Genomic DNA, 26,351 nt, shown 5'->3' on the forward strand with positions numbered 1-26,351 from the left:
CCTCAATTCAATTTTGACAGAGTAATAGTCACTATCTCCTGATCAGAATCCTTGTGACAGAGTCTGACTAAGTTCTGATCAGTGACACTGACTATGTACCTACCTTAACTCGGGTTCGAGCTAAGTGCCTTGAGTCTTACCGCTAATTGAGACAAGCAATCGATAATTATTGTGGTGGCTCTCCACTTAAGCCCAAGGCTCTCCTGATACCAAGTTGCGGTCAAACGTACAACTTTCTCTTCCCCCAATCTCCCCATCTCCCCATCTCCCCATCTCCCCCTCCTGGGAGGGGTTAGGGGTGGGTTCCCATCTCCCCATCTCCCTATCTCCCTATCTCCCTATCTCCCTATCCAAGCAATCTACTATCTTTGAATGCAACTCGGTATGAGATCGGGAACGGGTAACGGGCAACGCTTAACGGGAAATGCTTTCTGTTACCGGAGCCATTGTTCCTTTATCCGAAGTTCCCTGTTCCTCCTTGACCTTGACTGTCCCGTTTTAAATTGGTATAATTTTTGGTTATGGTTTACAGATACAGGAGTGAATACCCGCAAAGCGCCTTGATAGGACTAGGTATTAGGCACACAGAGACTGGTACCCGATCACCAGCCAAGCAAAAACAGTTTTTTCTGATGTATGATATAGCTATGCCCTCGTAGCTCAGTGGATAGAGCAAGGGATTTCTAATCCCTGGGTCGTGGGTTCAAATCCTACCGAGGGCGCTCTTTGGTCATTGGTTATTGGTCAAAAGTCGGCTTAATTTGGCTCACAAAATACATAGGACTAAGGATTAATGACTAATGACTAAATGTAAATCTAAATGTAAACTGATGTTGCGCTCCTCTTAAAAATTATTGAGAAATCCCCCAAACCTGGATGAGACGCATATGGTAAGAAAAATAAAGAAATGTGTCAAGAGATGCCATGGATAACTTACAACGATATCGCATTGTCTGCACCCTAAGCTTTGGTGACATTTATGGACAAATTATGGTTTGGTTAATCGTAATTTTCCTGAGTCTTGCCTCAGCCTTAGCTCTTTGGAGTGCTGACCGCCAAATTTACGCTCTGGCAACTGTCGGGCTGATTTTGGTACTATCTCTGCCCTTCCTGCTCTTTGCCTTCGTGACTACATTGTTAAACCATATTGAAATTGCTCAGATGGAAGAGGAGGAAACCACATCAACAGCTGGAGGCAGAGCCCCTAGACAGAAACCTATTGGGGCGACCGGTTGAAGATAATCCGGACCATCCCCGGCTTTTTCAGAACCCGGGGAAGGGGAGTTGAGAGCCTCCGTGCTTGAGGAGGGGCGCTTCATACTTTTTCCGCAATCCTAGAGGGTAAATGCCTAGAGGCTAGAACCTAGAGCCTAAAATAGGAATTGGGATTCCATAATACGACCGAGATGCTAGAACACGATGTCATTATTGTCGGTGGGGGATTAGCTGGATGTCGCGCTGCTTTAGAGATTAAACGCTCTGAGCCTAAGCTCGATGTCGCCCTTGTCGCTAAAACTCACCCAATTCGTTCCCATTCGGTGGCTGCCCAAGGGGGTATGGCAGCTACTCTGAAGAATGTTGATGCTGACGATAGCTGGGAAGCCCATGCCTTTGACACGGTTAAAGGGTCTGACTACTTGGCAGACCAGGATGCAGTAGAAATCCTAACCAAAGAGGCTCCAGAGGTGGTCATTGAGCTGGAACACATGGGGGTTCTGTTTTCCCGCTTACCAGATGGTCGGATTGCTCAGAGGGCTTTTGGAGGTCATTCCCATCGCCGCACTTGCTACGCGGCAGATAAGACGGGTCACGCCATTTTGCATGAACTGGTGAACAATCTCCGGCATAACGGTGTCAAACTCTACGATGAGTGGTACGTTATGCAGCTGATTTTGGAAGAGGGTCAGGCAAAAGGGGTGGTGATGTTCCAGCTCCTAAACACGAAGGTGGAAGTAGTACGGGCAAAAGCGGTCATGTTTGCTACTGGGGGTTATGGACGGGTATTTAACACCACCTCCAATGACTTTGCTTCCACTGGGGATGGTCTGGGAATGTCAGCTCTGGCTGGGGTGCCTTTGGAAGATATGGAGTTTGTACAGTTTCACCCTACAGGCTTGTATCCGGTGGGGGTTTTGATTTCTGAGGCGGTACGAGGGGAAGGGGCTTATCTGATTAACTCAGAAGGCGATCGCTTTATGAGGGACTATGCCCCCAAACAAATGGAACTGGCACCTCGGGATATTACTTCAAGAGCGATTACCCTAGAACTCAGAGCTGGTCGTGGCATTCACCCTGATGGCAGTGTAGGTGGACCTTTTGTTTACCTTGACCTGCGCCACATGGGCAAAGAAAAGATTATGAGTAGGATTCCGTTCTGCTGGGAAGAAGCCCATCGATTGGTTGGTATTGACGCAGTACATCAACCAATGCCAGTACGACCAACTGCCCACTATTCCATGGGGGGAATCCCTGTCAACACCGATGGACAAGTTCATAGTGGTGAAGATGGGTTAATTGAGGGCTTCTTTGCCGCTGGGGAATCAGCCTGTATATCTGTTCATGGGGCAAATCGCCTCGGGAGTAATTCCCTGTTGGAATGTGTGGTTTATGGCAAAAGAACCGGTGCTGCGATCGCAAAATACGTCCAAGACCGGAAGTTACCAGACCTTGACGAGCAATCCTACCTCAATGCAGCCCAGACAAAAATCAAAGCCCTTGTGGAAAAATCTGGCACCTTACGGCTTAACCAGTTGCGTCAAGCCTTCCAAGACTGTATGACCCAATTCTGTGGCGTTTTCCGTAACCAAGGGTCCATGGAGGAGGGATTAAACCAACTGCAACAATTCAAACAACAGTACCAGCAAATTTATTTGGATGACAAAGGCAACTGTTGGAACACGGAAATTATCGAAGCCTTGGAACTGCGCAATTTAATGATAGTCGGAGAAATTATTCTTACCTCTGCTCTGAACCGACGAGAAAGCCGGGGTGCCCATAGCCGGGAGGATTATCCCCAACGGGATGATCCCAATTTTCTCAAACACACCCTAGCGTTTTACTCATCCGCAGGTATTGACCTGCAATATAAACCGGTAAGCATTACCTTGTTTGAACCGAAAGAGCGGAAGTATTGATTGTTACTCCGATACTGCCTCACTGGTCGAGTCATGAGTAAGTAACACTCCTAGCCTGTGTTGGTTACTCATCACTAATCATGGTTTAGCCAATGACTAATTTTCTGGAGTTTCTGGAGTTTCTGGAGTTTCTGGAGTTTCTGGAGTTTCTGGAGTTTCTGGAGTTTCGGCTGCCAACTGTTTGACTTGGTCTTTGTACTTGGCTGGTGCTAGGGATTCAGCCTGGTCAAACAGGGGTTTAGCCTTTTCAGTGTTACCCTGTTCTTTAAAAATCATGGCTTTAGCTAGCACTGGTCTCCAGTCATCTTGGCTGCCTTTGATCGCCTGGTCATATATAGCTGTGGCTTCGTCATAACGCTTCTGATTCGCGTAAACTTGACCTAACAACAACTGCACAGAAATGACATCAATGCTCCCAGGTTTAATCTCATTGACTTGCTGGGAACTTTTTAAGGTGTCTTGCAGCAAACCGATGGCTGCTTCTGGGCGGTTTTCCTGGGTTAGCAAACTAACTAACCCTTGCAGAGCATTCATATCCCCAGGCTTAGCGTTTAATATGTCCCGATAGGCTTGAGCTGCTCCTTCGCGATCGCCAATTTGTTGTTTTACCTGAGCCAGCAAGACCCCATAATCTGTCTGGTCAGTATTGAGTTTGGCTAACTTTTCTAGGGGTTCAATGGTGCCTTTGATGTCTCTTAGCTGTAGCCGTATCTCCAGCAGACCTCTCAAAGCCGTTAAATTTTCTGGTTCTCGCTGCAAGACTAGTTCATAACCCTTGGCTTGAGCTTCTAGTTCTGCTTGCTGCTGGGCAGAAATATTTGGTGTAGCTGTAGGTGTTGCCCCAACAGAGGCGGGATTATCCTTGAAAATATTCCCTAGCAAAGGAATCATCGAAATACCGATAAACGCTAGCACAGCTAGTACTAGCACTATTTTGATCCAGAGACTGCGCTTTTGAGACACAAAACTTTCTTGAACTGTTCTATAAAACGTGAACATCGCGGACAAAAACGTCACAACGAAGCCTGTTTACTTCCTGTTTCAACTAGGACTGTCGGCAGCACCCTATCCACAGGCTTCAAATCGGCTGGAACCCAACCTAATATTGAATTTGAGGTGACAACTTTGTTGCTCTACTCCGTTATTTTCGGGAGATTTAAAACTGATGGCTTTACTCAGTTACCTTTTCGCAGGCTACCCACTCTTGTAGAAGATTATCTGGATGTCAAGCCTAATACTGTTATTGCTTGGTTATTGCATAGGCCCATTGTACCACAATCCCAGAGGAGTTTTGTTGAAAACATGCGGGTATGTTACGCATGCGTAACATACCCGCATGTACTAGATTGCTACTCTCTTCCCATTATGAAACGATTTGGGGGTTTTCAAGTCTCCTCCCATCAATCCCATCTATATAAATACGCTAGCATTAAGGCTCAGTTAAATCGGCTAGAAACCGCTCAGATTAAAGATTCCATAAACTTTGCGGATCTAACCTTTCTCTCACTGCATTCTGTACAGTGGGTAGACTAGTACCAAGTGCGCTCACCCTCCAGTTTTGTGGTGGCAACAGTCCAGGATAATTTTTTCTGGAAAGGACACCGGAAAGCTGGAGGATGTTGACAAAATAATGCTGCCAATGTCAGTCAAAACCACCCATGGGAATGTGTCTCCGCCGCTAGGAGGTTATATGAATTCGTCTGTGAATGGGCTTCCCGACTCAGCTGAGTCGTCTGGAATCCAACCACCGGAAGTATCCAGTGTGCAAAACCAGCCCCCAGAAACACCAACTGGTGGCTCTCAAGATACCACCAAATCAGCTCCCTTAGCTGAATCTAATGGGACAGTAACTACTCAGGTCTCAAGTAAGGTCTCAAGACAGCACCCAATTCCTGCCCCCAGTGAACCTAGGCAATACCGCGCCATTGGTCTGGTCAATGGCAAATATATGCCTTCCGCAGAACAGTTGACCAGGGGAACACTGGTAGGGGCAGATGGAACCTTGATTGATGCGGTGTTACTCGGTCGGGTCATGAGTTTGGTCAAGAATCACTTAGATCTCAATCAGCCCCACCTCTGGGTTGTCTATCCTCGCATCAGGCAAGCAGACGATAACTTACATGTCCAAATTGTTGGCGTCTGGGAACCAGAAACTCTCGAACCCACAGCTGAAGCTGAAACAACTGACTCGGGAGTTGCTCAGTCCGAAACAGAAGTCGAGACATCAAATGACTCCTCAGAAGCTGAGGCGGAACCGATTCCGAAGGATGGCTATTTTTCCATTCGTGGCGAGGTGATATACCATTCGCGGGAGAAGGAACAAGTCGTTGTTAAAATTAGGCAATTACCTCGTAAAGAGTCAGATAAGCCTAAGTTTTTCAAGTTAAAGCTTAAGGGTTGCCTGGGAGAAAGGGTTGTTGGTCATTTTTGGGATTTACATGCACAGCTGCAAGCCAATACCCTGGTGATCCAGGAAGGAAATGATATTGGGTTTCTCAACAAAAAAGGACCTAAGAGGAAACCATTTAATAAAAATAAAAAACGTTTTGGTGCTAAAAAGAGTTACCCGAAGCCACGCCCTGCTCGTAAAAAGGATGGCGCGGCTACAGCCACAGCACCCAAACCCCAAAGACCAAGACCGAAACCGATCAAGCGTATTGACCACGGTAGTAAGGGTGATTCCTCTGGGAATTCTGCTTGATGGGAAGTGGAAAATTGCTCGAAGCGTGAGCTACCACGCTTTACTTTGAAGAAGATGGGGGGATGGGGGAATGGGGACGGACATGGAATATCCCCTACTCCCCTACTCCAGAAGCTACCTGTTCCCCTGGCATACTCAGAGCAACCCCCAGGAGTTTATTCAATTTTAATTTAATTGATTTTTTTGTTGGCGGGATGGTAAGATTAACGGTCAACGGTCAACCGTTAACGGTCAACAGTCAACAATAATTGAGAGTTTATTATTAAATTTTTTTAAATAAAGGGTGTCTTAATTTAAAGTTTTAATTAAGGGATATACTTGACTAGATAATAATGAATAATTAAGTTCATAGTCACGGATGAATTCGGGGAATAAAGATTAGTACATGCTTGTTACAAAGTTCCGAAGTTCCGAAGTTACCTTTAAATTAATTTGATTTCCTAAGGCTTATGCTCATTGCTATAACTATAAATTAGTTTGATAAAGGATACGCTAACTAATAGCGTTATTGAATCATTTTGGCTAGTATATGGCGAGATAAATTCCATGGATAGGTAAATTTATCAAAATGTTTGATGGATGTCCATGAGCTACCTAACTAAGGTAGTCTTTTTTGGTGAGAGCGATCGCTACGGCGGTTTGCATAACTATCAGGTACACAGGATTGTTTTCCCACTTCCGACTTCCCACTTCCGACTTCCGACTTCCCACTTCCCACTTCTGACTTCCCAGATCCGCTGTTCCCAGATCCGCTGTTCCCTAAAATCCAGAAATTTGTACCTAACTGAATTGCAAACCGCTGTATCTATGACTATATTTCTAACCCTGAGCGTTGTCGTACTAGCTTTAATCAGTTTCATTAGGGAATGGATGCCAGTGGATATCACTGCGATCGCAGTGATGGTATTACTTATGCTTCTAAAGCTAGTCACCCCAGAACAGGGAATCTCCGGTTTTGGCAACCCTGCCACGATCACTGTGATGGCTATGTTTATCCTCAGTGCTGGGATTGCCCGAACTGGGGCGCTTCAAATCGTGAATGACCTACTGCTGAAGTGGGGAGGCAAGGAGTCAACCCAGCAAATATTTACCATGGGAATAATTGCTGGGCCCATAACGGGCTTCATTAACAATACAGCTGTGGTGGCTGTACTACTTCCTATTGTAGAAGATTGGTGCCGCAAGCAAAGTATTTCCCCTTCTAGGCTTTTGATGCCCTTATCCTTTGTCACTATCTTAGGGGGCATGATCACTACCATTGGCACCTCCACTAATGTCTTGGCCAGTGGGTTGTCTAAACAGTTGGGCTATGGTGATTTCAGCTTGTTTCAATTCACCCGATTGGGGCTAATTACATTCACCATAGGATTGGCATATTTGGCTCTAGTGGCACCCCGACTTTTGCCCAACCGTAAAGTAGCTAGCAATGGTATTGTCACTCAGGACTATAATCTCAAAGAGTATGTCAGTGAAATTGTGATTACACCAGATTCCAGCCTAGTGGGGCAAACCCTACGTGCCAGTGAAATCCAGCGGAAGTTTGATTTGGACGTTTTGGAACTGATTCGCAATGGTAGTCGTTTTCCCCAACCCCTGGCAGATAAAGTATTACGACCAGGGGATATTTTGATTGTGAGGTCTGGTCGGGAGTGTCTGCTGAGAGTCAAAGATGAACGAGGGATAGACATCTTAGCTGATGTCCAATTTGGACAGCAACCCTTGGAAACCGGTCTTACCTCTGGGGAGGAGGGGATTGCTGAGGTGTTGATCCTGGCTAACTCTAATTTAATTGGCTCAACCTTAAAGGATATGCGGTTTCGGCAACGCTATAACGGTACAGTTTTGGCAATTCGACGGGGACAGGAGCTGGTCAGAGAAAGACTTGGACGAGTTTCCTTACACTTTGGTGATGTGCTGTTGGTACAAGGTCCAAGGCAAAGTTTGTTGGGATTGCAAACCAGTCGAGATTTGTTGGTGATTGGACAGCGAGATTTAGAAACCCTACGGCGAGACAAAGCAGTAATTGCGATCGCAATTACTGTAGGGGTAGTCTTAGCAGCTGCCTTTAATGTGCTACCGATTATGGTGAGTGCCTTGTTGGGAGTAGTGTTGATGGTGATCACTGGTTGTCTCAAGCCTGGGGAACTGTACGGAACAGTACGCTGGGATATTATTTTCCTGCTGGCTGGGTTAATTCCTTTGGGAATAGCCATGAAGGAGTCAGGCACAACTGAATGGTTAGCCGAAAATCTAGTGGCACTGGGGGGTAATCTGCCTGGTTATTGGTTGTTAACACTGTTCTATGTGGTTACTGTCCTGATCACAGAGGTGCTGTCTAATAATGCTTCGGTGGTGTTACTTTTGCCGATTGCTGTGGAGGTAGCTAAGAGTTTGAGTCTCAATCCTCTGGCGTTTATGTTTACGGTGATGTTTGCCGCATCTAATAGTTTTATGACTCCGATTGGGTATCAGACCAATACCATGGTTTATGGGCCAGGGGGTTACAGGTTTTTGGATTTTGCTAGGGTGGGTGCCCCATTAAGTTTGTTGATGGCATTGATTATTCCGCCACTGGTGATTGCCCTGTATGGGTTGTCTTGAGTCTCCCCGCTATAAATAAGCTAATCTTTATTCCCTCCTCATGCGCGCTTTGCCTCAAGACAGGGTTGGTTTTTCAAATGAATAATACCAAATCCGGTTGCCATACCCCCTTAATGAATTAAATAAAATCTAACCAAAGACATTACAGACGTTTGAAATTGGGTCAGCTATAAATCTATGAGGTGTGACCCCTGGCGATTTAATTATTAATGGGCTCACGGGGTGACAACAAAGCTCAAACCTAGATAGGTGTTAGGTTTTAGGTTTTAGGTTTTGGGTAAAATGAGCGCATCGGAGTCATTTGTATTTGCCAGCAATTGAAGCAATTTTAACAAGACTTCGTCAATGATAGTTTTAATCAATCCATCCCGTAAGGGCAATCTTCCCTAAAACCTAACCCCTAAAACCTAACCCCTGTAATATTTTCAATTAGCTTGTAACCCCCTGAGATTAATGGGTCAAGCTTACCTAATGTTTTAGGCAACAGGGAACATATAATAGGGAAAAGAGAATAGGGAACAGGGAACAAAAATTATCACAATTCCTATAGGGATTGCTATAGCGTTTGTCTTTGAGATGTAAACCTAGGAAGTCTTTTTTTATTGTAAAATAAAATTATGGATTTATTTACCCTCTTGCCTTTTGCCTTTTGCCTTTTGCCTTTTTCGGCAAGAAGTATTTTTATAACCCAGATACAAAATTTATAGGCTTTGTTGCATAAAGAGTATGAGTTAGCTGCAATAATATGTGAGAGAGAAAAATTTTGCTCGACCCAGCCATGACAGAAGCTTTGACCAAGACCCAATATAAAATTAGGAATTGGAGTGAGTACAACACAGCCCATTAAAACCGAGGAAGTTTGACCTTCACCGATTGATGAGGAGGTACTTGAGGGATGGTGGAATCCGCACAAGACAGGGAAACGAGGCAGATCACCCCAATACAGTGACATAGCGATCGCGCTCCATGAGTACGATCAGTTCACTGCTGAATTTACCAGGAAGGCAAACCCAAGGATTGATGGAGTCGTTATTTAGGTTAATGGGGGTGGACTTAGATGTACCAGACCATTCAACGGTATCGAGGCGACTGGGAAAATTAAGTGTAGCAATGCCCGTCATAGAAAGGAATTTGCCACGGCATGTGGTGGTGGATTCCACAGGTATAAAAGTGTATGGGGATGGAGTTTGGAAAGTGCGTCAACATGGTGTGAGCAAACGTCGCAGTTGGCGAAAGCTTCATCTAGGGGTGGATGAGAGCACAGGGGAGATACTTAGTGCCCTAGTAAGTACCAATAACCTCAGTGACGATTCCGCTTTATCGGAGGTGTTGGACGCCATAGAAGAAAATATTGAAGCAGTATCCGCAGATGGAGCCTATGATAAGCGCAAGTGCTATGATGCCATCAGTTCTCGAGGTGCTCAGGTCAATATCCCCCCACGTCATGATGCTCAATATTGGCCACAAGAGGGGGACAACCATCCACGCAATCAGAACCTGGTGCGGATTGAACAAGTGGGTCGAAGCCAATGGAAACACGAGAGTGGATACCACCGTCGCTCATTATCGGAAACAGCGATGTTTCGTTTCAAGGTGATCTTTGGCACTAGTTGTTCTCGTCGTACTTTCGATAACCAGGCTGTAGAACTTTTACTGGCCTGTGCTGCCCTCAATCGTATGACCCATTTAGGTATGCCTGATAGCTATGCCCATGATTCTTAAGAGTTCTCCTGAGAGGGGGAGCATTTTGACTCTTAATCATTCATGCAACAAAGCCAAATTTATATATAGATTTTCTCAATCCAAAAGCAGTAGCCAAGCTTCTGTGTTGAGGAACCAACAGTCAGGAAAACTCATGAATCATACCCAAATCACTGATACCCTCTCGATTGGCGATCGCTATCCACTCACCCTGATTGGTGGTCCGTGTGTGATTGAATCGGAAGACTTTACCTTAAAAATGGCAGAGGAGATCCATAAAGTATGCGATCGCTTAAATATTCCTTTCATCTTCAAGTCTTCCTTTGACAAAGCCAATCGCACTTCCATCAACTCTTTTCGGGGACAAACCCTAGACACAGGTCTAGACATTCTCCAAAAGGTTAAACAGAAGGTGGGTGTGCCAGTGCTTACCGATATCCACGAAAGTCACCAAGCTGCAACGGTTGCTGAAGTAGTCGATGTCCTGCAAATCCCAGCGTTTCTGTGCCGCCAAACTGACTTGCTAATCGCTGCGGCTGCCACAGGTAGGGCAATTAACGTCAAAAAAGGTCAGTTTCTTGCCCCTTGGGATATGAAGCATGTGGTCACCAAACTGGAAGCTGGGGGAGCCAAGAATATTTTACTAACAGAGCGGGGTACTAGTTTTGGTTACAATACCCTAGTGGTAGACTTTCGCTCCCTCCCTCAGATGCGCGAGTTAGGTTATCCTGTAGTTTTTGATGCCACTCATAGCGTCCAGATGCCAGGAGGAAAGGGAGATAAATCTGGTGGACAGCGGCACTTTGTTCCCTATTTGGCCAGAGCTGCGGCTGCCGTTGGCATTGATGCTCTGTTCATGGAAATTCATGAAAATCCTGACATCGCCCTTAGTGATGGTCCGAATATGGTACCATTGGCGGAACTGGAAAATGTCCTCAAGGGAATTCTGAATGTTCGTGCAGCTTTGGACGCTACAATTGGGTAAAATTGGCGGATAAATTTGCTATGAATAACATCCCTGAGACTGAATTACAAGCACGTTTATCCCAGGTGAAACTGCTAGCCCTAGATGTAGATGGAGTCATGACCGATGGCGGACTTTACTACACAGAAAGCGGTGAAGAACTCAGAAAATTTAATGTCAAAGATGGCATGGGAATCAAGGTACTCCAACAGACTAAAATTGAGGTAGCTGTTATTACCAATAGCAGTTCTAGAGCAACCCGACATCGAGTCCAAAAGCTAGGAATCAAGTACAGTTTTTTTGCCATTGAAGATAAGTTAGCTGTCCTCAAACAACTCTGTGAACAGTTAAGTTTATCTCTTTCCCAAGTCGCCTATGTTGGTGATGATATCATTGATTTAGCCGTTCTGAAAGCTGTAGGATGTCCCTTAACTGTTGCTGATGGGATACCAGAAAACCAAGACACTGCTGTGTATGTTACCAGATTAGCAGGTGGTCAAGGAGCGGTTCGAGAAATATGTGAGCTCTTGATCAAAGCACAGGTTTAAGGTAAGTATTCAGCTATCAGCTATCAGCTATCAGCTTAAGCGCTACGCGCACGCTACGCGAACAGCTATCAGCCCCCGCAGCCTAGAACTTAAACGCTACAGCTGAACCAAAAGCTCAGTTTATGCCCGTAGCAAGTATAGAAGACTATCCCGATTTAAAAGATAATGTCTGAAAGGGTTAGTAGGCAATATTTCTCAAGTAGTAAGCCTATGGGCTACGCCCACGCTACGGGAACAGCTGGGTTTTGAATTAAACTGGTAAGCATTCCTACTCACTTCCAAGCTTTTCTATGAAAATTATGCAGCTGGTAGGTTGGAACACGAGCAGGAGTTAAGAGCAGCAATCAACAACCTTGAACTGCAAGCCCAGCGATATATGGACTTATATCATCAGGTGTTACAAGATTAGAATGCGATCGCATCCGTCAACAGCACTATCAGATCACTATAGAAAGTTATATAGCAATCCGTATTTCTTTAAATTAGGATTAGAGAGAGTATATTAATAACTCTGGCAAAGTAAAATAACGATCCCTGATATCTATTTAGTTAGTATGTATTGATAGCTAGTAGCCAGATATAATTATTTGAAGAGGTTATCACCTTGAAAACCATTGCTCTCATTGAGGAAAATTGGAATGGACATCGTCCAACATACCTCAAGGTTTTAACCAAAACGTTACTTGAGCTTGGTCATCAAGTAATAGCCTTCTGCCCAAAACCATTAGAATTAACTGAATGGGTTGCCTTTAACTGCCCTAACTATCAAGAGCAATTCCAGGTTTTTCAATTTCAAAGACCAGAGCCTAGCTCATTTGGTATCAATGGAATTCGCACAGCCCTGAATGCATTAAAACGTTGGTACTACGCCAAAGCTAGCATTCAGTATGCTTCATCAAAAATTGGTAAAGTACCCGATCTAGTATTTTTTCCCTGGCTTGATAGTTGTTTAGCACCCTACCTGCTACACCATATAGTAGACAAGATTTTCCCTTACCCTTGGTCTGGTCTCTATGTTAAACCTCGTCATTTGAGGCTTAAACAAACGTTTTGGTCTATCAATAGAGGTCCTCTAAAACCTCATGCTGCCTTAAAGTCCTCTCATTGCCCAGCTATTGCTGTTCTTGACGAAGGGATTGCTAAGCAATTACAAAGCAAAATCAACGGCAAAACGGTAATTACTTTTCCCGATTTTACCGACGAGTCAGCCCCAGACTTGAATTGGTCAATCGTGAAACAAATTCAAGCCAAAGCTGAAGGCAAAAAAATCATTGCATTACTAGGCATACAATCCCAGCGCAAAGGAGTTCTGACACTTTTAGAAGTTGCTCAGCAGATGGTGAAACAAGACTATGTTTTTGTCTTCGCTGGTCAGTTATCCAAGCAGAGCTACACTTTCCAGGAGCAAGCAAGACTCCAGACTCTTCTTAACCTAAAATTACCTAACTGCTTTTTTTATTTTCAGCGTATTCCTGATGAAGCAAAATTCAACGCTTTAGTTAGTACTTGCCATATCTTATTTGCTGCCTATAATAACTTCCCGCACAGTAGTAATATCCTGACTAAAGCAGCAGTTTTTGAAAAACCTGTGATTGTGAGCAGCAAGTTTTGTATGGCAGAGAGAGTGAGCAAATTTAAATTGGGTTTAACTATCAATGAAGGGGATGTGCTGCAATGTATTTATACTATAGGTCTGCTCTGTAGTAAACTGGATAACTATAACCAAGAAGTGCAACCGGATTTTCATGGTTATAGACGTCTTCATTCTACTGATAAGCTCCTAGAGAAACTTCAGCGTATTTTAACTAGTATTTAGCAAGTCGCTATTCAAAAATACAGCGGTTTGCAATTGCTGTTAGGTACTTTCGTTCTGGGTTTTTAGGGACTGAGGCCGTCGGCCACGCGGGGCGCGTTCGGAGCAGGGACTGAGGCCGTCGGCCACGCGGGGCGCGTTCGGAGCAGGGACTGAGGCCGTCGGCCACGCGGGGCGCGTTCGGAGCAGGGAGCAGGGAAGAGGGAAGTCTGAGTCAGGACTTACGCACAGAATCCATGGGTAGGGTGGGCAAAACCTTGCCCACCCTACAGGTAGCGTTAAATTGAGGGATTTGCGTAAGTCCTATGAGTGCAGTTGCGCCATGGTTAACTCAGCTGTTGGTAAGCATATGCCCTGGGGGAACAGCGGTCAGGGATCAGCCGTCAGCCATTCCCGTAGGGCATATGCTGATAGCTGATAGCTGATAACTCCCTAGACCTTGGTAGTGATCCGGTCATCCTGTCATCCGGTCATGCCTTGATAATCTCGTAAATTTTAAAAAATCAATCCTACCCTGAGCGATCGCAGACCTTTGATGTTAGGATTTGACTCGTAACCGTAAATTATACGGATATAAGCAAAGATACAGGGAATTGTATCTTTGTGAGGAGTGTTCAACAAAGGAATAAGAGGCTTGTGGTAGATTCTAAACGATTGTCTGGGCAGTTGTTCAACTTAACGGGAACTAAACTCCTATATATTCTATCAATCGGCTTAACTCTGGGTGCATTAATTTTGGATGGGACAGCAGCTCGGTCCCTGATCGCAGGTAACTCCATCACTATACCCCTGTTGATCTGTGCTCTGATCACTACTGGCATTGGATATCGAGCAGTCCCCTTTCTACAAGCACTCAAAATGGGTCAGATTATTCGTCAAGAGGGTCCCCAATCCCATTTACACAAAGCGGGTACCCCCACCATGGGTGGCATATTTTTTGTGCCGGTAGCGGTGGTGATTGCCCTGGTGTGGTCAGGATTATTCCTCCAACAGCAGGATTTTATCCGGGTCCTAGCGGTATCCCTAGCCACCCTTGGCTATCTGTTAATCGGCTGGATGGACGATTGGCAAGTGGTCCAACGCCTCTCTAATAAAGGGATGTCCCCGAGAATGAAACTGGCTCTACAAATTGTGGTCAGTTTACTGTTTTGTCTATGGTTATCACAAACCCAGGCAGCGAGTATCACTAATATCACCCTACCCTTGGGGATCGTCTTACCCTTGGGATTCTTGTTTTGGCCGGTGGGTATATTTGTGCTATTAGCAGAAAGTAATGCTACTAATCTTACCGATGGAGTGGATGGACTAGCAGCAGGAACCTGTGCGATCGCATTTTTAGGACTAGCTGCCCTGATTGCTCCGACCTCCCCTGGTTTAATGGTCTTCTGTGCTTGTATGAGTGGCAGTTGCCTGGGTTTTATTGCCCACAACCGCAATCCCGCCAAAGTCTTCATGGGGGATACCGGTTCTCTAGCCCTAGGAGGAGCACTTGCAGCGGTAGGACTTTTGACTGGGAACCTCTGGAGTTTATTTATAATTAGTGGTATTTTCTTCGTAGAAGCAGTTTCAGTGATTGCTCAAGTTAGTTACTATAAAGCCACCAAAGATGCCAATGGGGTGGGTAAGCGTTTATTAAAAATGTCACCGTTCCACAATCATCTGGAACTTTCTGGCTGGTCAGAGACCCAGATAGTGGCGGTATTTTATTTAGTTAATGGGCTTCTAGTGTTGTTGTGTTTGGCTTGAATTGTGATTGGGTCTTTGTCCAGCCTTGCCTTGGGAGGCTAGGGGGGCAAAATCATACCATCCTTAAGCAAGGCCGACTGACATTTTTGCTGATTGTCTTGATGTAGTCGCTCATCGGGAGGGGCGGCATCAAGACACTATTTTTGCAACGGGTCTACTGATTCATCCTTCATTCTTATGCGCCCTTATCCAGTCATTCTATTAGGAGACAGAGAATTTCACAGTATCAAACTGGCTAAGTGGCTAGACCAGAGGAAAGTAGACTTTGCTTTGCGTCCCTATTAAGGGCACTTGTATTCAAGATGATGACACCGTTTATCGAGCGCTGAAAAACTTAGGAATTAAACCAGGAATGTCTCGGTTTTATAAAAACATTTCTTGCACAAAAGCCCATCAGCTTGGTAATTTTAATTTAGCAGTTTATTGGAAGCGCACCTCTCGAAAATACGAAAGTTAATGAGCGACGTTTACTGGCTATTGTTTTGCTCATTTCTATCGCTTATACCCAGGCAACTTTACAGGTAAAATATTTACAAAATCTCGAAGTTAGTGAGTATATTTGTCGTCCTACTGAACCGGAACGTTCAACGGCTCGACATAGTTATTTTTGGATTGGATTGTACGCTCCAGATTCGGTTCAATCTCTCAATAACTGGTCAGATTTAGCTTTTATTCTGATGCATATCCAACCTCACAAACGGCTCAATTTTCAGCGAGGACTTAACGCTATATCCGTTATCCAGAGTGCTTTGTAACCTTGTTGTCACCCCTTGATACTCAAGTCATAAAAGTCATCAGATAAGAGCTAAATAAAAAGACTGGTTAGAAATGGGATTGTATTTTTTTTTTCGCCAACTTATAGTCCAGAACTTAATCTAATAGATGGGGAGTGGCATCAACTTAAAATTCCTCAAATCTCTGGTCGAATGTTTGAGGATAAATAGGATCTAGCTTTAGCCGTTAAAGAAGGTATAAAAAAACGAAGTTGCCAAGTAGGTTATCAGCTTCAACAGTGGACAATATCTGGAAATGTAGATAGTAAAAATGATCAACTTTTTAAGGTTTAATTAAGCCCACCTACTTAGGTGCGACCCGTGGCGAATTTAATTCGCCTACGGAAAGCGCACCTTATTTTTTTTTAAGAGACCTCAGCAATTTGTATTAAAACCATCAGCTAAATTACTGAAAATAGTGATGTATCCCGGGCGCGGGGGTGTTGGTCGAGAGGGGGGAGTGTGGGAAGTGCGGGAAGTGTGGGGAGAGGGCAGTGGGCAGATGGGGGAGAGGGCAGTGGGCAGATGGGGGAGAGGGGCATTGTAAATTACCCCAAAACTCAGTTTTATTAAGTTTTGTATACTAATTAAGGTAAAAGCGAAAGTACAAGCGATCGCATAATCATGATCACAAAGGTGCAAATATGGGTAAATCTAATGGTTATAGCTGTAATTTGCCTCTCAGGCTGTAGTGATGGTAAACCAAAGAGCGAGACTAAGCCTACAGCAGGGAATGGCAAGCTGCAATTTCGGGCTAACGGTGAAGACTTTGTCCGACAGGGCTTTATTTCCAAAGACAGTTGGCAAATATCTTTCGATCGGGTTTACATCAACCTAGCGGACGTGACCGCTTACCAAGCTAACCCTCCCTATAACCCCGATAAAGTAAAGGAAATCTCAGTCGAAGAGAAAATTATCCTCCCCAATCCCAAAACCATCGATTTAGCGGAAGGGGGAGAGGATGCCGAGCCAATTCTGATTGCTGAGATAGCTGATGCACCAACTGGTCATTACAATGCTCTTTCCTGGAAAATAGTCAAAGCCAACACTGGTCCAGCAATGGGTCAAACCCTAGTGATGGGTGGTAAAGCCAGTAAGCAGGGACAAACCATTGATTTTGTGATCAAACTTGACCAAGAGATTGAATACCGCTGTGGTGAATTTGTCGGTGATCAGCGCAAAGGGATTCTAGCCAAGGATGGGGAAGCGGACATAGAAGCTACCTTCCACTTCGATCACATTTTTGGCGATAGTGATGTGACGGCTAATGACCCCCTCAACACTGGTGCGATCGGATTTGAGCCATTAGCTGCACTCGCTAAGAACGGCAAACTAGAGGTGACAATGGCTCAGCTTAAATCAGGACTCCCAGCTGGAACCTATCAGCAGCTTACTCAAGAGATTCTTCCTAACCTAGGTCATGTGGGTGAAGGTCACTGTAAATCTACTCCAATTTCCAGGTCATGACGTACCCAACACCCTTACTCCAAACCCCGGAGTCTTATCACCTAGAGTCCTTATCAAGACAAGGAAAAATCGAGAGGTAGTGCTATAAAAATCAAACCTGATCAGCTCTGACCCATCTAATTTGCATGACTCTTGAAGAGTGGGAGAGTGGAAGAGTGGGAGAGGGTCACAGAGATTGACGACTTTTCCGGAAAGTAAAAAATATGTCAATTAAATCCAGTCAACACTCAACAGTCAAGAATTAAGGATGAAGTGGAAAGGTTTGATGCTACTGAGCCTGGTTTCTGTCTTGAGTTGGTCAGTTAATGCTGAGGCTCACGGCACTAAGCTTGAATCTAAAACTATCCAGGCCATTGAGATTAATGCTAAATACGACACTGGTAAACCGATGTCTAATGCCCAAGTAACCATTTATGCTCCCAATAATCCTACCACTCCTTGGCAGACAGGGACTAGTGACACCAACGGCAGGTTTATCTTTGCTCCCGATTACGCTCAGCAGGGAAATTGGACAATTCAGGTGCGCCAAGCTGGTCACGGTGGCATGATTACTCTTACTCTTGGTGAAGAGAATTCTGCTGTAGCGGGTCAGTCATCAGCAGCGGGTAACTACCTAATGAGCTCATCAACCAGTCCTACTTACACCCCTGTTCAGAGAATGCTCATGGCAGCTGCTGGTGTCTGGGGATTTGTGGGTACAGCACTCTTTTTCTTAGGGAGGAAAACTAATGCACATTCCTGATGGTATTCTCCCTGCTTCTGTCTGTCTTGCTGGTTATGCAGCTACTGGTGGACTCACTTGGTATGCCCTACGTCGAATTGATCAACATCAAAACCCCCAGGAGGCAATTCCCAGAGCGTCCTTACTGACCGCTGCCTTTTTTGTGGCATCCTCAATCCACCTCCCCATCCCACCAGCGAGTGTCCATTTCGTTCTTAATGGCTTGTTAGGGGCAATTTTAGGTTATTATGCCATTCCTGCCATTCTGATTGGTTTGTTCTTTCAAGCAGTTATGTTCCAGCATGGTGGACTCTCCACCCTCGGGATAAATGCAGCCATGATGGGAATATCAGCAATCTTGGCGTATCACCTGTTCCAATTGCGGCGGGTGTTTGGTAAAGGCAATCGAATTGTTACTGCTATCTTCAGCTTCTTGGCAGGTGCTGCTGGCTTGGGAGTGGCGACGCTAATATTCTTCGTCCTAGTCATTACCAATATTCCTGCTACTATTAATGTGGCAACAGAACGGACAGCAATTTACGGGCTAATGGTTGCCCATATCCCCCTGATGGTGATCGAGGGGTCGTTTTCAGCGGCAGTCGTGTTATTTTTGCAGCGAGTTCAACCAGAATTGCTAGGGGAATCGGGAAGGGGAAGCAAATACGATATCAAAACTCAAAAATGATTTTCGACTAATTAGGGCTTCTGCCACTGCCCCCTCTCCCCTCTCTTCCCCTGGAGCCAAGTTCTTTTTCAGACCTTACAAAACACCACTAGTGGCTAGACCTAAGATGACACCAGCGCCTAGGATGTGACCCAGGCTAGTAGTTGCCAACAGTTCAGGGATGCCAAAATTGGCAAACAGTCCAGAGGCACCGGGTAAAGCTGGGCCTTGACCGGGGTTTTTGATGGCAAAGCGACCAACAGTAATCGCAAACAGATTACACAAAATCATTACTATCCCCACTGTGGGACTCCACTCTGGGGTCACCGGAACAGAGGTTTCCACAGCAGCTAACAAAATTGAGTTAATCAATGTAGTTTCTCCCATATTGATGAATTGATCAGCAATCAAAGCAATCATAAGAATTTTCGGGGAGAAAAATCTCAACTTGTTTTAAGAATTTACATTTGGAGAGTGATCACAGCCTCAGAATTTATGTAAAGTTATGCAAATTTTGGTAAATTGTATAGAGTAACTATATCTTGAGCAGTTTTCCAGTGACTCAATCTGACCAGAGTCAGCCAGTAAAAGCAAACCAGATGGCTGTATGGGGAATCTTTAGTTCAACTTTCCTAACTATCTTTCTAGCCGAGATGGGCGACAAGACCCAATTGGCAACACTACTTATCACTGCCGAATCCCAGTCTCCATGGATTGTGTTTGTTGGTGCTGCCGCAGCACTGATATCTACTAGTTTGCTAGGTGTACTGATTGGTCATTGGCTGGCTAAGCGCTTCTCCCCTGAGATGATGGATACTGCTGCCGGAACACTTTTACTGTTGATATCAGTTATGCTTCTGTGGGACGCAATCAAACTGAATTAGTTATGAATGAGTGATTAGACGATGGATTGGCAATTACTAGGACTAAGTTTCCTAACGGTATTTTTAGCTGAAATTGGAGACAAAAGCCAATTTGCAGCGATCGCACTCAGTGGTAGTCTCAATTCCCCCCGTACTGTGTTTTTGGGAACTATAGCGGCACTGATACTTGCTAGCTTTCTGGGTGTAGTAGCTGGGGGAGGGGTGGCTCATCTGTTGCCTACTCGTCTACTTAAAGCGATCGCAGCCATTGGCTTTGCTTTGATGGCATTACGGCTATTGTGGCCTTCAGAAAGAACGGTGGAGGATTGATCCTCTACCACCCCACCTCCCTTTCACCTGATTAACCTGACAATAATGTCCACAAGATCCACGAGAATGAATCAGCCCTGGGGTTAGGGGGAGTGTGGGAGCAAGTTACGAACAGACCAATCTACGATAGTCTTTATAGCACCAGTTAAGTAGTGTAGTCCCTGCCATTAACTTGATTGCTTCTAGCAGCCAGTAGCCTTCATGCATTTGCACCATTCCTGCTGGCATGCCACTCACTGGCTCTAGAAGATTCAGTTGTAGAGCCATGGCGCTCATCTGGGGTGTCATGATGTAGGTATAAATAATTGCGATCCCTACCATGAGCAGGGATAATAAAATAGACCAGCGTCTGACGTAATGATAAAGATTAGAATTACCACGCAGGACTAATAGGCTGGCTAATATTAAAGCGCCACACAAAAGCTCAACACGATTAAATGTCCAGAAAATTGAATAGCCAGCTGTAGCAAAACTAGCCTGACTCATCATGCCAGCTGTAGACATGCATGGCATGATCACAAAGTCTATAACCAAACTGCTACTGAGCCAAAACCCTAAAGCAAACATGGCAATGGTTCGCCAGCGGCTCTGCTGTGAATCCACGCCAAAAACAGCGTTCATAAAATTTCCTCTACTTTCTATCCTGCTCTTAGCTTAACCAATTGTTTTTGCAAAAAGTGTGAAGTATTTTTGCAAAAAAAAGTATTTTTGCAAACAAATTTTAAATTAATCGTCAGGACTAATCTCAAATCCAGTTGAGTAATACTGTAAGCATATGCGCGAAGCGCAGGCTACGCCAACAGCCGTCAGCATATGCGCGAAGCGCAGGCTACGCCAACAGCCGTCAGCCTAATCCTTAAAATAAACATCGTTCGCGTAGCGTGCGCCAATGCCCACACGGGAGAATTTAATAGTTCGAGATTTTACAGGATTTAAAGTCTGGGGATTTGCCCATCTAAGCATTCAGGAATTGGCCTGTAGCTGATAGCTGATAGCTGATAGCTGATAGCTTACGATAAATTTTCTTGAACTGTCTGTTGTAGTTGTTGGGTCAACATCTCCACTGTTCCTGCTCGGTTTTGTCTGTAGGACTGAAAATGCTCTTTGAGGTTTATGGGATCTCCAATACGGAGCTTCGCTTTCCGGTGTCCTTTCGGCAAAGGTCGATCAAACTTAAACACTTCCCGCTCTAGTCGAGTTAGGGTATCTAAAAAACGCTCTGGTGTAGGAGAGGCCGCAACATAACCATCGTAAATTGCATCAAAGTTAAGCAGGCGGAGAGTAGCTTGGTAAATTGATTCATAAGTGGTTTCATCAAACTGGTCTAACTCTTGAGCACGGGATTTTAAGACTGACTGAATTTTATACACTCGTTCTCGGATTGGTGTCATGGTTGCCGGTGTTATCTCTAGCTTCTGTTCACACTCAATCAACAGATGAGTTTTGAGCTGGTTAATCCGTTGGTTCCAATCGATCTGAGTGGTTTGGTCTAGATTAAGGTCGTATTCAGTCTCCAAGCGAAGAATTACTTGCTCAGCAACACCCCGTAAACGCCCATAGAAGTTTGGTGCGATCGCATTAATTTTGAACGCCTTCTCTAGACGGGACAGGGTCTGATCAATCACCGGCTTCATGGAATCAGTGTACTGGTACTTCAGACTTACCGGTACTAAATAGAGATTAGGAACAGGTTCACCCTGTTTCACCATTTGGTTCATTGCCTGTAGAGGCAGTTGAATAGCTCCCGTTCGGAAAGGCATAACCGTATCATTTTGATAAGAGCAGCCCCCTTCGGGGAAAATCACCAAATCACAACTTGGTTGCTTCAGTAACTTTAGGGTTTGGGCAATGCTGGTGCGATCGCCTAAACCCCTTCGAATCGAGTAGGCTCCTATCAGCGGCAGAAATTTTTTCATCCATCCCCGGAAACTCTCGTAAGCCACAACATAGTGAAAGAGTTGCCCTAACCGAGTTGATAACAGAAACAGAACCATCCCATCATCAAGGGTAGGATGATTGGGGAGATAAACCACCCGTTCCTCTTCCAAGCGAGCCAGTTTCTCTAGGTCCGTAGACTCAACCACTAACTTCAGTTGATAAAAATTATCGGCGACTAGATCAGAAAAGCTTTGACAGATGCGGGTTAATAGGGGATTGAGCCTAGGTGCATAGAATTGAGGGCTTGACAAAACAGACATAGCATGTATTCCAGGAGGAGATCGGAAGATTAGGGAGATGGAGAGATCATAAATACTTTAAACAGTTTGACTTGAAATAAATTATTGTGCCATTTTGCCATTGTCGATGGTCCCATTATTCCCCACCTTTGCTCCCTTCGGGATTTTCCTCACTACAGACAGATGCCATAGTTGTACCGGATCAATTATGGTTTGCCTACTAACCTTTCACATTAGAATTATCAAATAACAAGAATCATCAGTAGTGTCAACATGTTAGATGGTGAAGTCAAACAAAAAACGGCGTCATATACCGCTACGTCACCCTTGATCCTAGCTCTAAAGAGATTGAGCTTGCGTGCGCCGCTTCTGTTTTCGGTAAACTTTATCAAAATTACTATAGCCTTAGTCTTATCCTTAGTAATTTTGGATACTCCCTCAACCCAAGCCGTTGAGTTAGCGGATGGGAGAGTTTCATTTGAGAAATCTCCTAGGTTGTTGGATGCAGTAACTACGTTTAATCAAGCTGATGTGCGAGGAGCAACATACTATTTCACCGTGGACTTACCAGGGGATATTGGTGAACCACTCCAAAGATTAACTATTAATCAGCGTCAAGGAGGATATAAGATTCAATTCTATCCCGAGAAATCCTCAGCATTTGAAGGAACCTACCAAGACCGGGGTCAGCCGTTATCTCTGGGAAGGGTCACAAAAGACGACTCAACCAAAACAATTTCAGTTACCTTCGATCCACCAGTAAACCCAGGAAAAACCATTACGGTTGGGCTTCGTCCTGTTCGCAATCCACGATGGGGAGGCGTCTATCTGTTTGGTGTTACAGCTTTCCCCCCTGGAGAGAACCCCTACGGTTTATATTTAGGTGTTGGACGTTTACAGTTCTATTCTCCAGCGGGAGATAGGCTCAATTTTAGATAACATCTTCGGAACATTCCTTGGATGTTAATTGTTAGTTCATTATTAATTATGAATGATAAAGTTAAAATTAACAATTAACAATTAACACAATCAACCATTTTAAAACTCATTAACCAGACTTGATTTAACCTTTTGCCTGATTATGGGACAAACCATTATTCAAGTAGACGCTTTCACCAGTAAACCCTTTACAGGAAATCCTGCTGCTATCTGTGTTTTACCAACTGCTCAAGATGACAGTTGGATGCAAAACGTAGCGCGAGAGATGAATTTATCTGAAACCGCATTTCTAGTCAAGCAAGAGGATGGTTTCAATTTGCGTTGGTTTACACCAACAGTGGAAGTCCCCTTATGCGGTCACGCCACCCTAGCTAGTGCTCATGTTCTTTGGTCAGAGGGACATCTGTCCCCTGATCAAATGATTCGGTTCTACACCAAGAGTGGATTGCTGATGGCTCAGCGCCAGGGTGAGTGGATTCAACTAGATTTCCCGGTGAATCCCTCAGAAGTTATCAGTACTCCAGAAGCACTCAGCCAAGCCTTGGGTGTACCGATCAAGTGGGTTGGGAAAAATTCCCTAGGCTATTTGGTCGAGGTAGAGTCGGAAGAGTTGCTCAAGCAGATGCAGCCCAATTTCCAACTGATGAAAACCTTACCTCTGTCTGCGGTAATTGTGACTAGTTGGGCTGACAGTGATTCAGAATACGACTTTGTTTCCCGATTCTTTGCCCCCAGATTGGGAATTGATGAAGACCCAGTTACAGGTTCTGCCCATTGTTGTCTCGCTCCCTTCTGGCGCAATCGCAATAGTAAAGATCAGTTCTTAGCCTACCAAGCCTCCTCTCGGGGTGGTGTAGTAAAGGTTAACTATACCGGTAGCGATCGCGTTTTTCTGAGTGGACAAGCAGTTACTATCCTGCGCTCAGAATTGCTCATCTAATCCTGAAGGTTAACACTCAATCAAACCACCTACCCTTCTCGAACGCCAAAGGCGAACAACATTCTACATTCTGCATTCTACATTCTGCATTCTGACAGACAACCTTGGCCTTTTGGCCAAGCGATCGCGTTCAACCTTCAACCTTCAACCTTCAACCTTCAACCTTCAACCTTCAACCTTCAACCTTCAACCTTCAACCTTCAACCTTCAACCAGACCCAGAACCCACTGCCTCAGAAATTGAACTCATGCCTCTTTCCTCCAACTTCTGCAACAGCCCTTGCAGAATCTGCCTTACCATCCATGGACCGTTATAAATCCAACCCGTGTACACCTGAATTAGACTAGCACCTGCGGTAATCTTCTCCCAAGCATCCTCCGCCGTAAAAATGCCTCCAACCCCTATAATCGGTAAGGTTCCTTGAGTTTCCTGCCAGATAAACCGAATTACCTCTGTAGAACGTTGACGCAACGGTGCTCCACTAATCCCTCCAGCTTCTTCCGTTACCGGTTTGCCCGTTGCCGCAATCCGTTGTGTTTTAAGCAGATCCCGACGGATGGTAGTGTTAGTGGCAATAATCCCAGCTAACCCATAGCTTTGGGCAAGCTCAAGGACATCTGCGATCGCATTCCACTCTAAATCCGGGGCAATCTTGACCAGAATCGGCTTTTGGGAAACGTTTTCCTGTTGCAGAGCATCTAAGATCAGACTAAGTTGACTGGCATCCTGAAGCGATCGCAATCCTGGTGTATTTGGTGAACTCACATTAACCACAAAGTAATCCCCCAATTCCCTCAACAGGCCAAAACTCGACCGATAGTCATCTGCTGCCTCTGCTAGGGGTGTTACTTTAGATTTACCTAGATTAATCCCAACCTGTAACCTGTTAACCTTCAACTGTTCTACTTGTAACCTGTTAACCTTCAACTGTTCTAATCGAGCAGCCATTGCTATAGCCCCAAGATTATTAAATCCCATCCGATTCAGAGCAGCTTTGTCTTCTACCAAGCGAAATAAACGAGGACGAGGATTTCCCGGTTGACCGTGAAAGGTTACAGTACCCAGTTCAGCAAAGCCAAACCCTAAGCTTCCCCAAATTCCAGCAGCCACACCATCTTTATCAAATCCTGCTGCTAAACCCATAGGGTTGGGGAAGTTTACTCCCCAGAGGGTTTGTTCGAGGCGACCATCATTTAAGCAAAACCTTTGCTGTAATTGACCCTTAACCCAGTGACCTAGAGTAGATTCCTGATTCGATGACAGCCAGCTCAATAGCGCTAGAGTTCGATTGTGTAACCATTCTGGATCTGTCTTCAACCCAGAAAATAAAATTGGACGAATGGTAGATTGGTAAATATCCATAATACTGAGTGAGTCCGTAGCTCAATGGGTCAGTAGGTCAGCGAGTTAGTAAATCAGTGCTGAACAAAATACTCCACCATCTGGCTAGTTGTTATTAACAACTGTGGATTTACTTCAATTTTTAATTTACCCATTCAAACGTCATACTTTGATTGATTCTTTGATTAATTAGTTGCGTTATGACCAAACCCTAAAAAAAGGGCGTTGTTTGGGTAACTTAAAATGACATTTTTATCACTGAGTTACAATCAGTTTTTGCAACTCTTACTCCCTACTCCCTACTCCCTACTCCCTACTCCCTACTCCCTACTCCCTACTCCCTACTCCCTACTCCCTCAAACCACCCGACGGGGAGTTAGGTGATCCCTCCTGACGGTAACCATAAAAATCAATCCGATATTCCGTAATCTTTACACCAGTTTGTGCCTCAATTTGCTTGAGCAAGTCTTCCGGTAGTTCTACATAAACATCAAGAATCTGGTTTGTATCCAGGCAATTGACATGGCTATGAGTATCGCTGATATTGCCGTACAACCGTCCATCCGAGCGCTCAATACATTCAATAATACCTTGACTGGATAGGGCATCTAAATTCTGGTAAACAGAAGTATGACCAATAACTTTACCTTGTTGATTCAATCGGTCATAAATGTCTCGCGCTGACAGATGGTCTTTAGCTTCCCATAACAGTTCTAGAATAAAGCGACGTTGACGACTCAGACGCATACCCAGGGTCTGACACTTGTCGATTGCATCTTCTAGTGAACGAATTGGTTTAGCAGCTGCCGCTTCTTGTTGCATGACATGAGTTGATGAGTTTAACGAAAAGGAATCCCTTTAAATTTATTTATAGCTCAGGCAGTTATTCACTTAAGCCAGGACAAGGCTATCGTGTGATCGGAAGCAA

At 44.8% G+C, this 26,351-nt stretch carries 27 protein-coding genes, 1 tRNA gene and 1 pseudogene; 22 read left to right on the top strand and 7 right to left on the bottom strand.

The window, feature by feature from the left end; all coding sequences use genetic code 11:
• Positions 1-186 precede the first annotated feature (186 nt).
• Positions 187-318, bottom strand: a complete 132-nt coding sequence (locus F6K53_RS17005; protein ID WP_293023612.1) for a hypothetical protein — start codon at positions 316-318, stop codon at positions 187-189.
• 331 nt (positions 319-649) lie between these two features.
• Here F6K53_RS17005 and F6K53_RS17010 point away from each other — a divergent pair.
• The 3 genes from F6K53_RS17010 (at position 650) to F6K53_RS17020 (ending at position 3,134) form a co-directional block, all read left to right on the top strand.
• Positions 650-722 (top strand) — tRNA-Arg (locus tag F6K53_RS17010).
• A gap of 202 nt (positions 723-924) precedes the next feature.
• On the top strand, positions 925-1,236 hold the full coding sequence (locus F6K53_RS17015) for a hypothetical protein (protein WP_071107458.1): 312 nt from the start codon (positions 925-927) through the stop codon (positions 1,234-1,236).
• A 170-nt stretch (positions 1,237-1,406) separates the two neighbouring features.
• A complete protein-coding gene (locus tag F6K53_RS17020) occupies positions 1,407-3,134 on the top strand; it encodes a succinate dehydrogenase/fumarate reductase flavoprotein subunit (RefSeq protein WP_293023687.1) in 1,728 nt (575 codons plus the stop codon).
• A 96-nt stretch (positions 3,135-3,230) separates the two neighbouring features.
• On the opposite strand, the gene F6K53_RS17025 is transcribed toward F6K53_RS17020, so the two are convergent.
• Positions 3,231-4,133 carry a tetratricopeptide repeat protein gene (locus F6K53_RS17025; RefSeq protein ID WP_293081390.1) on the bottom strand — a complete coding sequence of 301 codons (903 nt, stop codon included), beginning with the start codon at positions 4,131-4,133 and terminating at the stop codon, positions 3,231-3,233.
• Positions 4,134-4,824: 691 nt separating this feature from the next.
• Here F6K53_RS17025 and F6K53_RS17030 point away from each other — a divergent pair.
• The 14 genes and pseudogenes from F6K53_RS17030 to cbiM all read left to right on the top strand — a co-directional run bounded on the left by F6K53_RS17030 (position 4,825) and on the right by cbiM (position 18,854).
• Positions 4,825-5,835, top strand: coding sequence for a hypothetical protein (locus F6K53_RS17030; RefSeq protein WP_293043577.1), 1,011 nt, complete (start codon positions 4,825-4,827; stop codon positions 5,833-5,835).
• Positions 5,836-5,897: 62 nt separating this feature from the next.
• The gene (locus F6K53_RS17035) at positions 5,898-6,083 is read left to right on the top strand and encodes a hypothetical protein (protein WP_293043579.1); all 186 of its coding nucleotides are present in this window, start codon (positions 5,898-5,900) and stop codon (positions 6,081-6,083) included.
• Between the two features lie 559 nt (positions 6,084-6,642).
• The gene (locus F6K53_RS17040; RefSeq protein WP_293081398.1) at positions 6,643-8,436 is read left to right on the top strand and encodes an SLC13 family permease; all 1,794 of its coding nucleotides are present in this window, start codon (positions 6,643-6,645) and stop codon (positions 8,434-8,436) included.
• Between the two features lie 778 nt (positions 8,437-9,214).
• Positions 9,215-10,158: pseudogene (locus F6K53_RS17045) on the top strand (IS5 family transposase).
• A gap of 133 nt (positions 10,159-10,291) precedes the next feature.
• Complete coding sequence (gene kdsA / locus F6K53_RS17050) at positions 10,292-11,122, top strand: 3-deoxy-8-phosphooctulonate synthase (RefSeq protein ID WP_293023632.1); 831 nt, start codon at positions 10,292-10,294, stop codon at positions 11,120-11,122.
• A 20-nt stretch (positions 11,123-11,142) separates the two neighbouring features.
• Entirely contained in the window at positions 11,143-11,649 is a 507-nt protein-coding gene (locus F6K53_RS17055) for an HAD-IIIA family hydrolase (RefSeq protein ID WP_293023635.1), read from the top strand.
• A 604-nt stretch (positions 11,650-12,253) separates the two neighbouring features.
• Positions 12,254-13,465: a glycosyltransferase gene (locus F6K53_RS17060; RefSeq protein WP_293072226.1), complete on the top strand. Its 1,212-nt coding sequence runs from the start codon at positions 12,254-12,256 to the stop codon at positions 13,463-13,465.
• A gap of 633 nt (positions 13,466-14,098) precedes the next feature.
• Positions 14,099-15,208 carry a phospho-N-acetylmuramoyl-pentapeptide-transferase gene (gene mraY, locus F6K53_RS17065; protein WP_293072227.1) on the top strand — a complete coding sequence of 370 codons (1,110 nt, stop codon included), beginning with the start codon at positions 14,099-14,101 and terminating at the stop codon, positions 15,206-15,208.
• 482 nt (positions 15,209-15,690) lie between these two features.
• Positions 15,691-15,963 (top strand): hypothetical protein, encoded by a 273-nt coding sequence (locus F6K53_RS17070; RefSeq protein ID WP_293072228.1) that lies wholly within the window; start codon positions 15,691-15,693, stop codon positions 15,961-15,963.
• A gap of 78 nt (positions 15,964-16,041) precedes the next feature.
• Positions 16,042-16,152: a transposase gene (locus F6K53_RS45890; protein ID WP_364305118.1), complete on the top strand. Its 111-nt coding sequence runs from the start codon at positions 16,042-16,044 to the stop codon at positions 16,150-16,152.
• A 250-nt stretch (positions 16,153-16,402) separates the two neighbouring features.
• Positions 16,403-16,528: a hypothetical protein gene (locus tag F6K53_RS17075; RefSeq protein ID WP_293072229.1), complete on the top strand. Its 126-nt coding sequence runs from the start codon at positions 16,403-16,405 to the stop codon at positions 16,526-16,528.
• Between the two features lie 110 nt (positions 16,529-16,638).
• The gene (locus tag F6K53_RS17080; protein WP_293023648.1) at positions 16,639-17,448 is read left to right on the top strand and encodes a DUF4382 domain-containing protein; all 810 of its coding nucleotides are present in this window, start codon (positions 16,639-16,641) and stop codon (positions 17,446-17,448) included.
• Positions 17,449-17,713: 265 nt separating this feature from the next.
• Complete coding sequence (locus tag F6K53_RS17085) at positions 17,714-18,190, top strand: carboxypeptidase-like regulatory domain-containing protein (RefSeq protein WP_229415538.1); 477 nt, start codon at positions 17,714-17,716, stop codon at positions 18,188-18,190.
• Positions 18,177-18,854, top strand: coding sequence for a cobalt transporter CbiM (gene cbiM, locus F6K53_RS17090; protein ID WP_075905497.1), 678 nt, complete (start codon positions 18,177-18,179; stop codon positions 18,852-18,854). The genes F6K53_RS17085 and cbiM overlap by 14 nt, the downstream gene beginning before the upstream one ends.
• Before the next feature lie 75 nt (positions 18,855-18,929).
• Here the strand turns inward: cbiM and psaK are convergent, their stop codons facing one another.
• The gene (psaK, locus tag F6K53_RS17095) at positions 18,930-19,220 is read right to left on the bottom strand and encodes a photosystem I reaction center subunit PsaK (protein ID WP_081431422.1); all 291 of its coding nucleotides are present in this window, start codon (positions 19,218-19,220) and stop codon (positions 18,930-18,932) included.
• Positions 19,221-19,375: 155 nt separating this feature from the next.
• Between psaK and F6K53_RS17100 the strand changes: the two genes are divergently transcribed.
• Positions 19,376-19,717, top strand: coding sequence for a TMEM165/GDT1 family protein (locus F6K53_RS17100; RefSeq protein ID WP_364305233.1), 342 nt, complete (start codon positions 19,376-19,378; stop codon positions 19,715-19,717).
• A 21-nt stretch (positions 19,718-19,738) separates the two neighbouring features.
• On the top strand, positions 19,739-20,026 hold the full coding sequence (locus F6K53_RS17105; RefSeq protein ID WP_293072326.1) for a TMEM165/GDT1 family protein: 288 nt from the start codon (positions 19,739-19,741) through the stop codon (positions 20,024-20,026).
• A gap of 105 nt (positions 20,027-20,131) precedes the next feature.
• Here F6K53_RS17105 and F6K53_RS17110 read toward each other — a convergent pair whose 3' ends face one another.
• Together F6K53_RS17110 and F6K53_RS17115 are read right to left on the bottom strand one after the other, a co-directional pair.
• Positions 20,132-20,647: a DUF4149 domain-containing protein gene (locus F6K53_RS17110; RefSeq protein WP_293023662.1), complete on the bottom strand. Its 516-nt coding sequence runs from the start codon at positions 20,645-20,647 to the stop codon at positions 20,132-20,134.
• A gap of 389 nt (positions 20,648-21,036) precedes the next feature.
• On the bottom strand, positions 21,037-22,224 hold the full coding sequence (locus F6K53_RS17115) for a 1-acyl-sn-glycerol-3-phosphate acyltransferase (RefSeq protein WP_293023665.1): 1,188 nt from the start codon (positions 22,222-22,224) through the stop codon (positions 21,037-21,039).
• Positions 22,225-22,557: 333 nt separating this feature from the next.
• On the opposite strand from F6K53_RS17115, the gene F6K53_RS17120 reads away from it, so the two are divergent.
• Both F6K53_RS17120 and F6K53_RS17125 read left to right on the top strand, forming a co-directional pair.
• Positions 22,558-23,142 (top strand): DUF2808 domain-containing protein, encoded by a 585-nt coding sequence (locus tag F6K53_RS17120; protein ID WP_293023668.1) that lies wholly within the window; start codon positions 22,558-22,560, stop codon positions 23,140-23,142.
• Positions 23,143-23,284: 142 nt separating this feature from the next.
• Positions 23,285-24,082: a PhzF family phenazine biosynthesis protein gene (locus F6K53_RS17125; protein ID WP_293072327.1), complete on the top strand. Its 798-nt coding sequence runs from the start codon at positions 23,285-23,287 to the stop codon at positions 24,080-24,082.
• Between the two features lie 207 nt (positions 24,083-24,289).
• On the opposite strand, the gene F6K53_RS17130 is transcribed toward F6K53_RS17125, so the two are convergent.
• Positions 24,290-25,444 (bottom strand): quinone-dependent dihydroorotate dehydrogenase, encoded by a 1,155-nt coding sequence (locus F6K53_RS17130; protein WP_293023674.1) that lies wholly within the window; start codon positions 25,442-25,444, stop codon positions 24,290-24,292.
• Positions 25,445-25,666: 222 nt separating this feature from the next.
• Between F6K53_RS17130 and F6K53_RS17135 the strand changes: the two genes are divergently transcribed.
• Positions 25,667-25,807 carry a hypothetical protein gene (locus F6K53_RS17135; RefSeq protein ID WP_158069877.1) on the top strand — a complete coding sequence of 47 codons (141 nt, stop codon included), beginning with the start codon at positions 25,667-25,669 and terminating at the stop codon, positions 25,805-25,807.
• Here the strand turns inward: F6K53_RS17135 and F6K53_RS17140 are convergent.
• A complete protein-coding gene (locus tag F6K53_RS17140) occupies positions 25,772-26,245 on the bottom strand; it encodes a Fur family transcriptional regulator (protein WP_075905509.1) in 474 nt (157 codons plus the stop codon). The two genes, F6K53_RS17135 and F6K53_RS17140, sit on opposite strands and share 36 nt — an antisense overlap.
• Positions 26,246-26,351: the final 106 nt, after the last annotated feature.

This window comes from Moorena sp. SIO4A1, from assembly GCF_010672065.1.
Lineage (GTDB): Bacteria > Cyanobacteriota > Cyanobacteriia > Cyanobacteriales > Coleofasciculaceae > Moorena.

What these genes read in the sequence shown, in the direction of transcription:
- F6K53_RS17005 (WP_293023612.1), bottom strand. Translation starts at nt 318, where the DNA reads ATGGGGAGATGGGAACCCACCCCTAACCCCTCCCAGGAGGGGGAGATG.
- F6K53_RS17015 (WP_071107458.1), top strand. Translation starts at nt 925, where the DNA reads ATGGATAACTTACAACGATATCGCATTGTCTGCACCCTAAGCTTTGGT.
- F6K53_RS17020 (WP_293023687.1), top strand. Translation starts at nt 1,407, where the DNA reads ATGCTAGAACACGATGTCATTATTGTCGGTGGGGGATTAGCTGGATGT.
- F6K53_RS17025 (WP_293081390.1), bottom strand. Translation starts at nt 4,133, where the DNA reads ATGTTCACGTTTTATAGAACAGTTCAAGAAAGTTTTGTGTCTCAAAAG.
- F6K53_RS17030 (WP_293043577.1), top strand. Translation starts at nt 4,825, where the DNA reads ATGAATTCGTCTGTGAATGGGCTTCCCGACTCAGCTGAGTCGTCTGGA.
- F6K53_RS17035 (WP_293043579.1), top strand. Translation starts at nt 5,898, where the DNA reads ATGGGGGAATGGGGACGGACATGGAATATCCCCTACTCCCCTACTCCA.
- F6K53_RS17040 (WP_293081398.1), top strand. Translation starts at nt 6,643, where the DNA reads ATGACTATATTTCTAACCCTGAGCGTTGTCGTACTAGCTTTAATCAGT.
- kdsA (WP_293023632.1), top strand. Translation starts at nt 10,292, where the DNA reads ATGAATCATACCCAAATCACTGATACCCTCTCGATTGGCGATCGCTAT.
- F6K53_RS17055 (WP_293023635.1), top strand. Translation starts at nt 11,143, where the DNA reads ATGAATAACATCCCTGAGACTGAATTACAAGCACGTTTATCCCAGGTG.
- F6K53_RS17075 (WP_293072229.1), top strand. Translation starts at nt 16,403, where the DNA reads ATGTATCCCGGGCGCGGGGGTGTTGGTCGAGAGGGGGGAGTGTGGGAA.
- F6K53_RS17080 (WP_293023648.1), top strand. Translation starts at nt 16,639, where the DNA reads ATGGTTATAGCTGTAATTTGCCTCTCAGGCTGTAGTGATGGTAAACCA.
- F6K53_RS17085 (WP_229415538.1), top strand. Translation starts at nt 17,714, where the DNA reads ATGCTACTGAGCCTGGTTTCTGTCTTGAGTTGGTCAGTTAATGCTGAG.
- cbiM (WP_075905497.1), top strand. Translation starts at nt 18,177, where the DNA reads ATGCACATTCCTGATGGTATTCTCCCTGCTTCTGTCTGTCTTGCTGGT.
- psaK (WP_081431422.1), bottom strand. Translation starts at nt 19,220, where the DNA reads ATGGGAGAAACTACATTGATTAACTCAATTTTGTTAGCTGCTGTGGAA.
- F6K53_RS17105 (WP_293072326.1), top strand. Translation starts at nt 19,739, where the DNA reads ATGGATTGGCAATTACTAGGACTAAGTTTCCTAACGGTATTTTTAGCT.
- F6K53_RS17110 (WP_293023662.1), bottom strand. Translation starts at nt 20,647, where the DNA reads ATGAACGCTGTTTTTGGCGTGGATTCACAGCAGAGCCGCTGGCGAACC.
- F6K53_RS17115 (WP_293023665.1), bottom strand. Translation starts at nt 22,224, where the DNA reads ATGTCTGTTTTGTCAAGCCCTCAATTCTATGCACCTAGGCTCAATCCC.
- F6K53_RS17125 (WP_293072327.1), top strand. Translation starts at nt 23,285, where the DNA reads ATGGGACAAACCATTATTCAAGTAGACGCTTTCACCAGTAAACCCTTT.
- F6K53_RS17130 (WP_293023674.1), bottom strand. Translation starts at nt 25,444, where the DNA reads ATGGATATTTACCAATCTACCATTCGTCCAATTTTATTTTCTGGGTTG.
- F6K53_RS17135 (WP_158069877.1), top strand. Translation starts at nt 25,667, where the DNA reads ATGACATTTTTATCACTGAGTTACAATCAGTTTTTGCAACTCTTACTC.
- F6K53_RS17140 (WP_075905509.1), bottom strand. Translation starts at nt 26,245, where the DNA reads ATGCAACAAGAAGCGGCAGCTGCTAAACCAATTCGTTCACTAGAAGAT.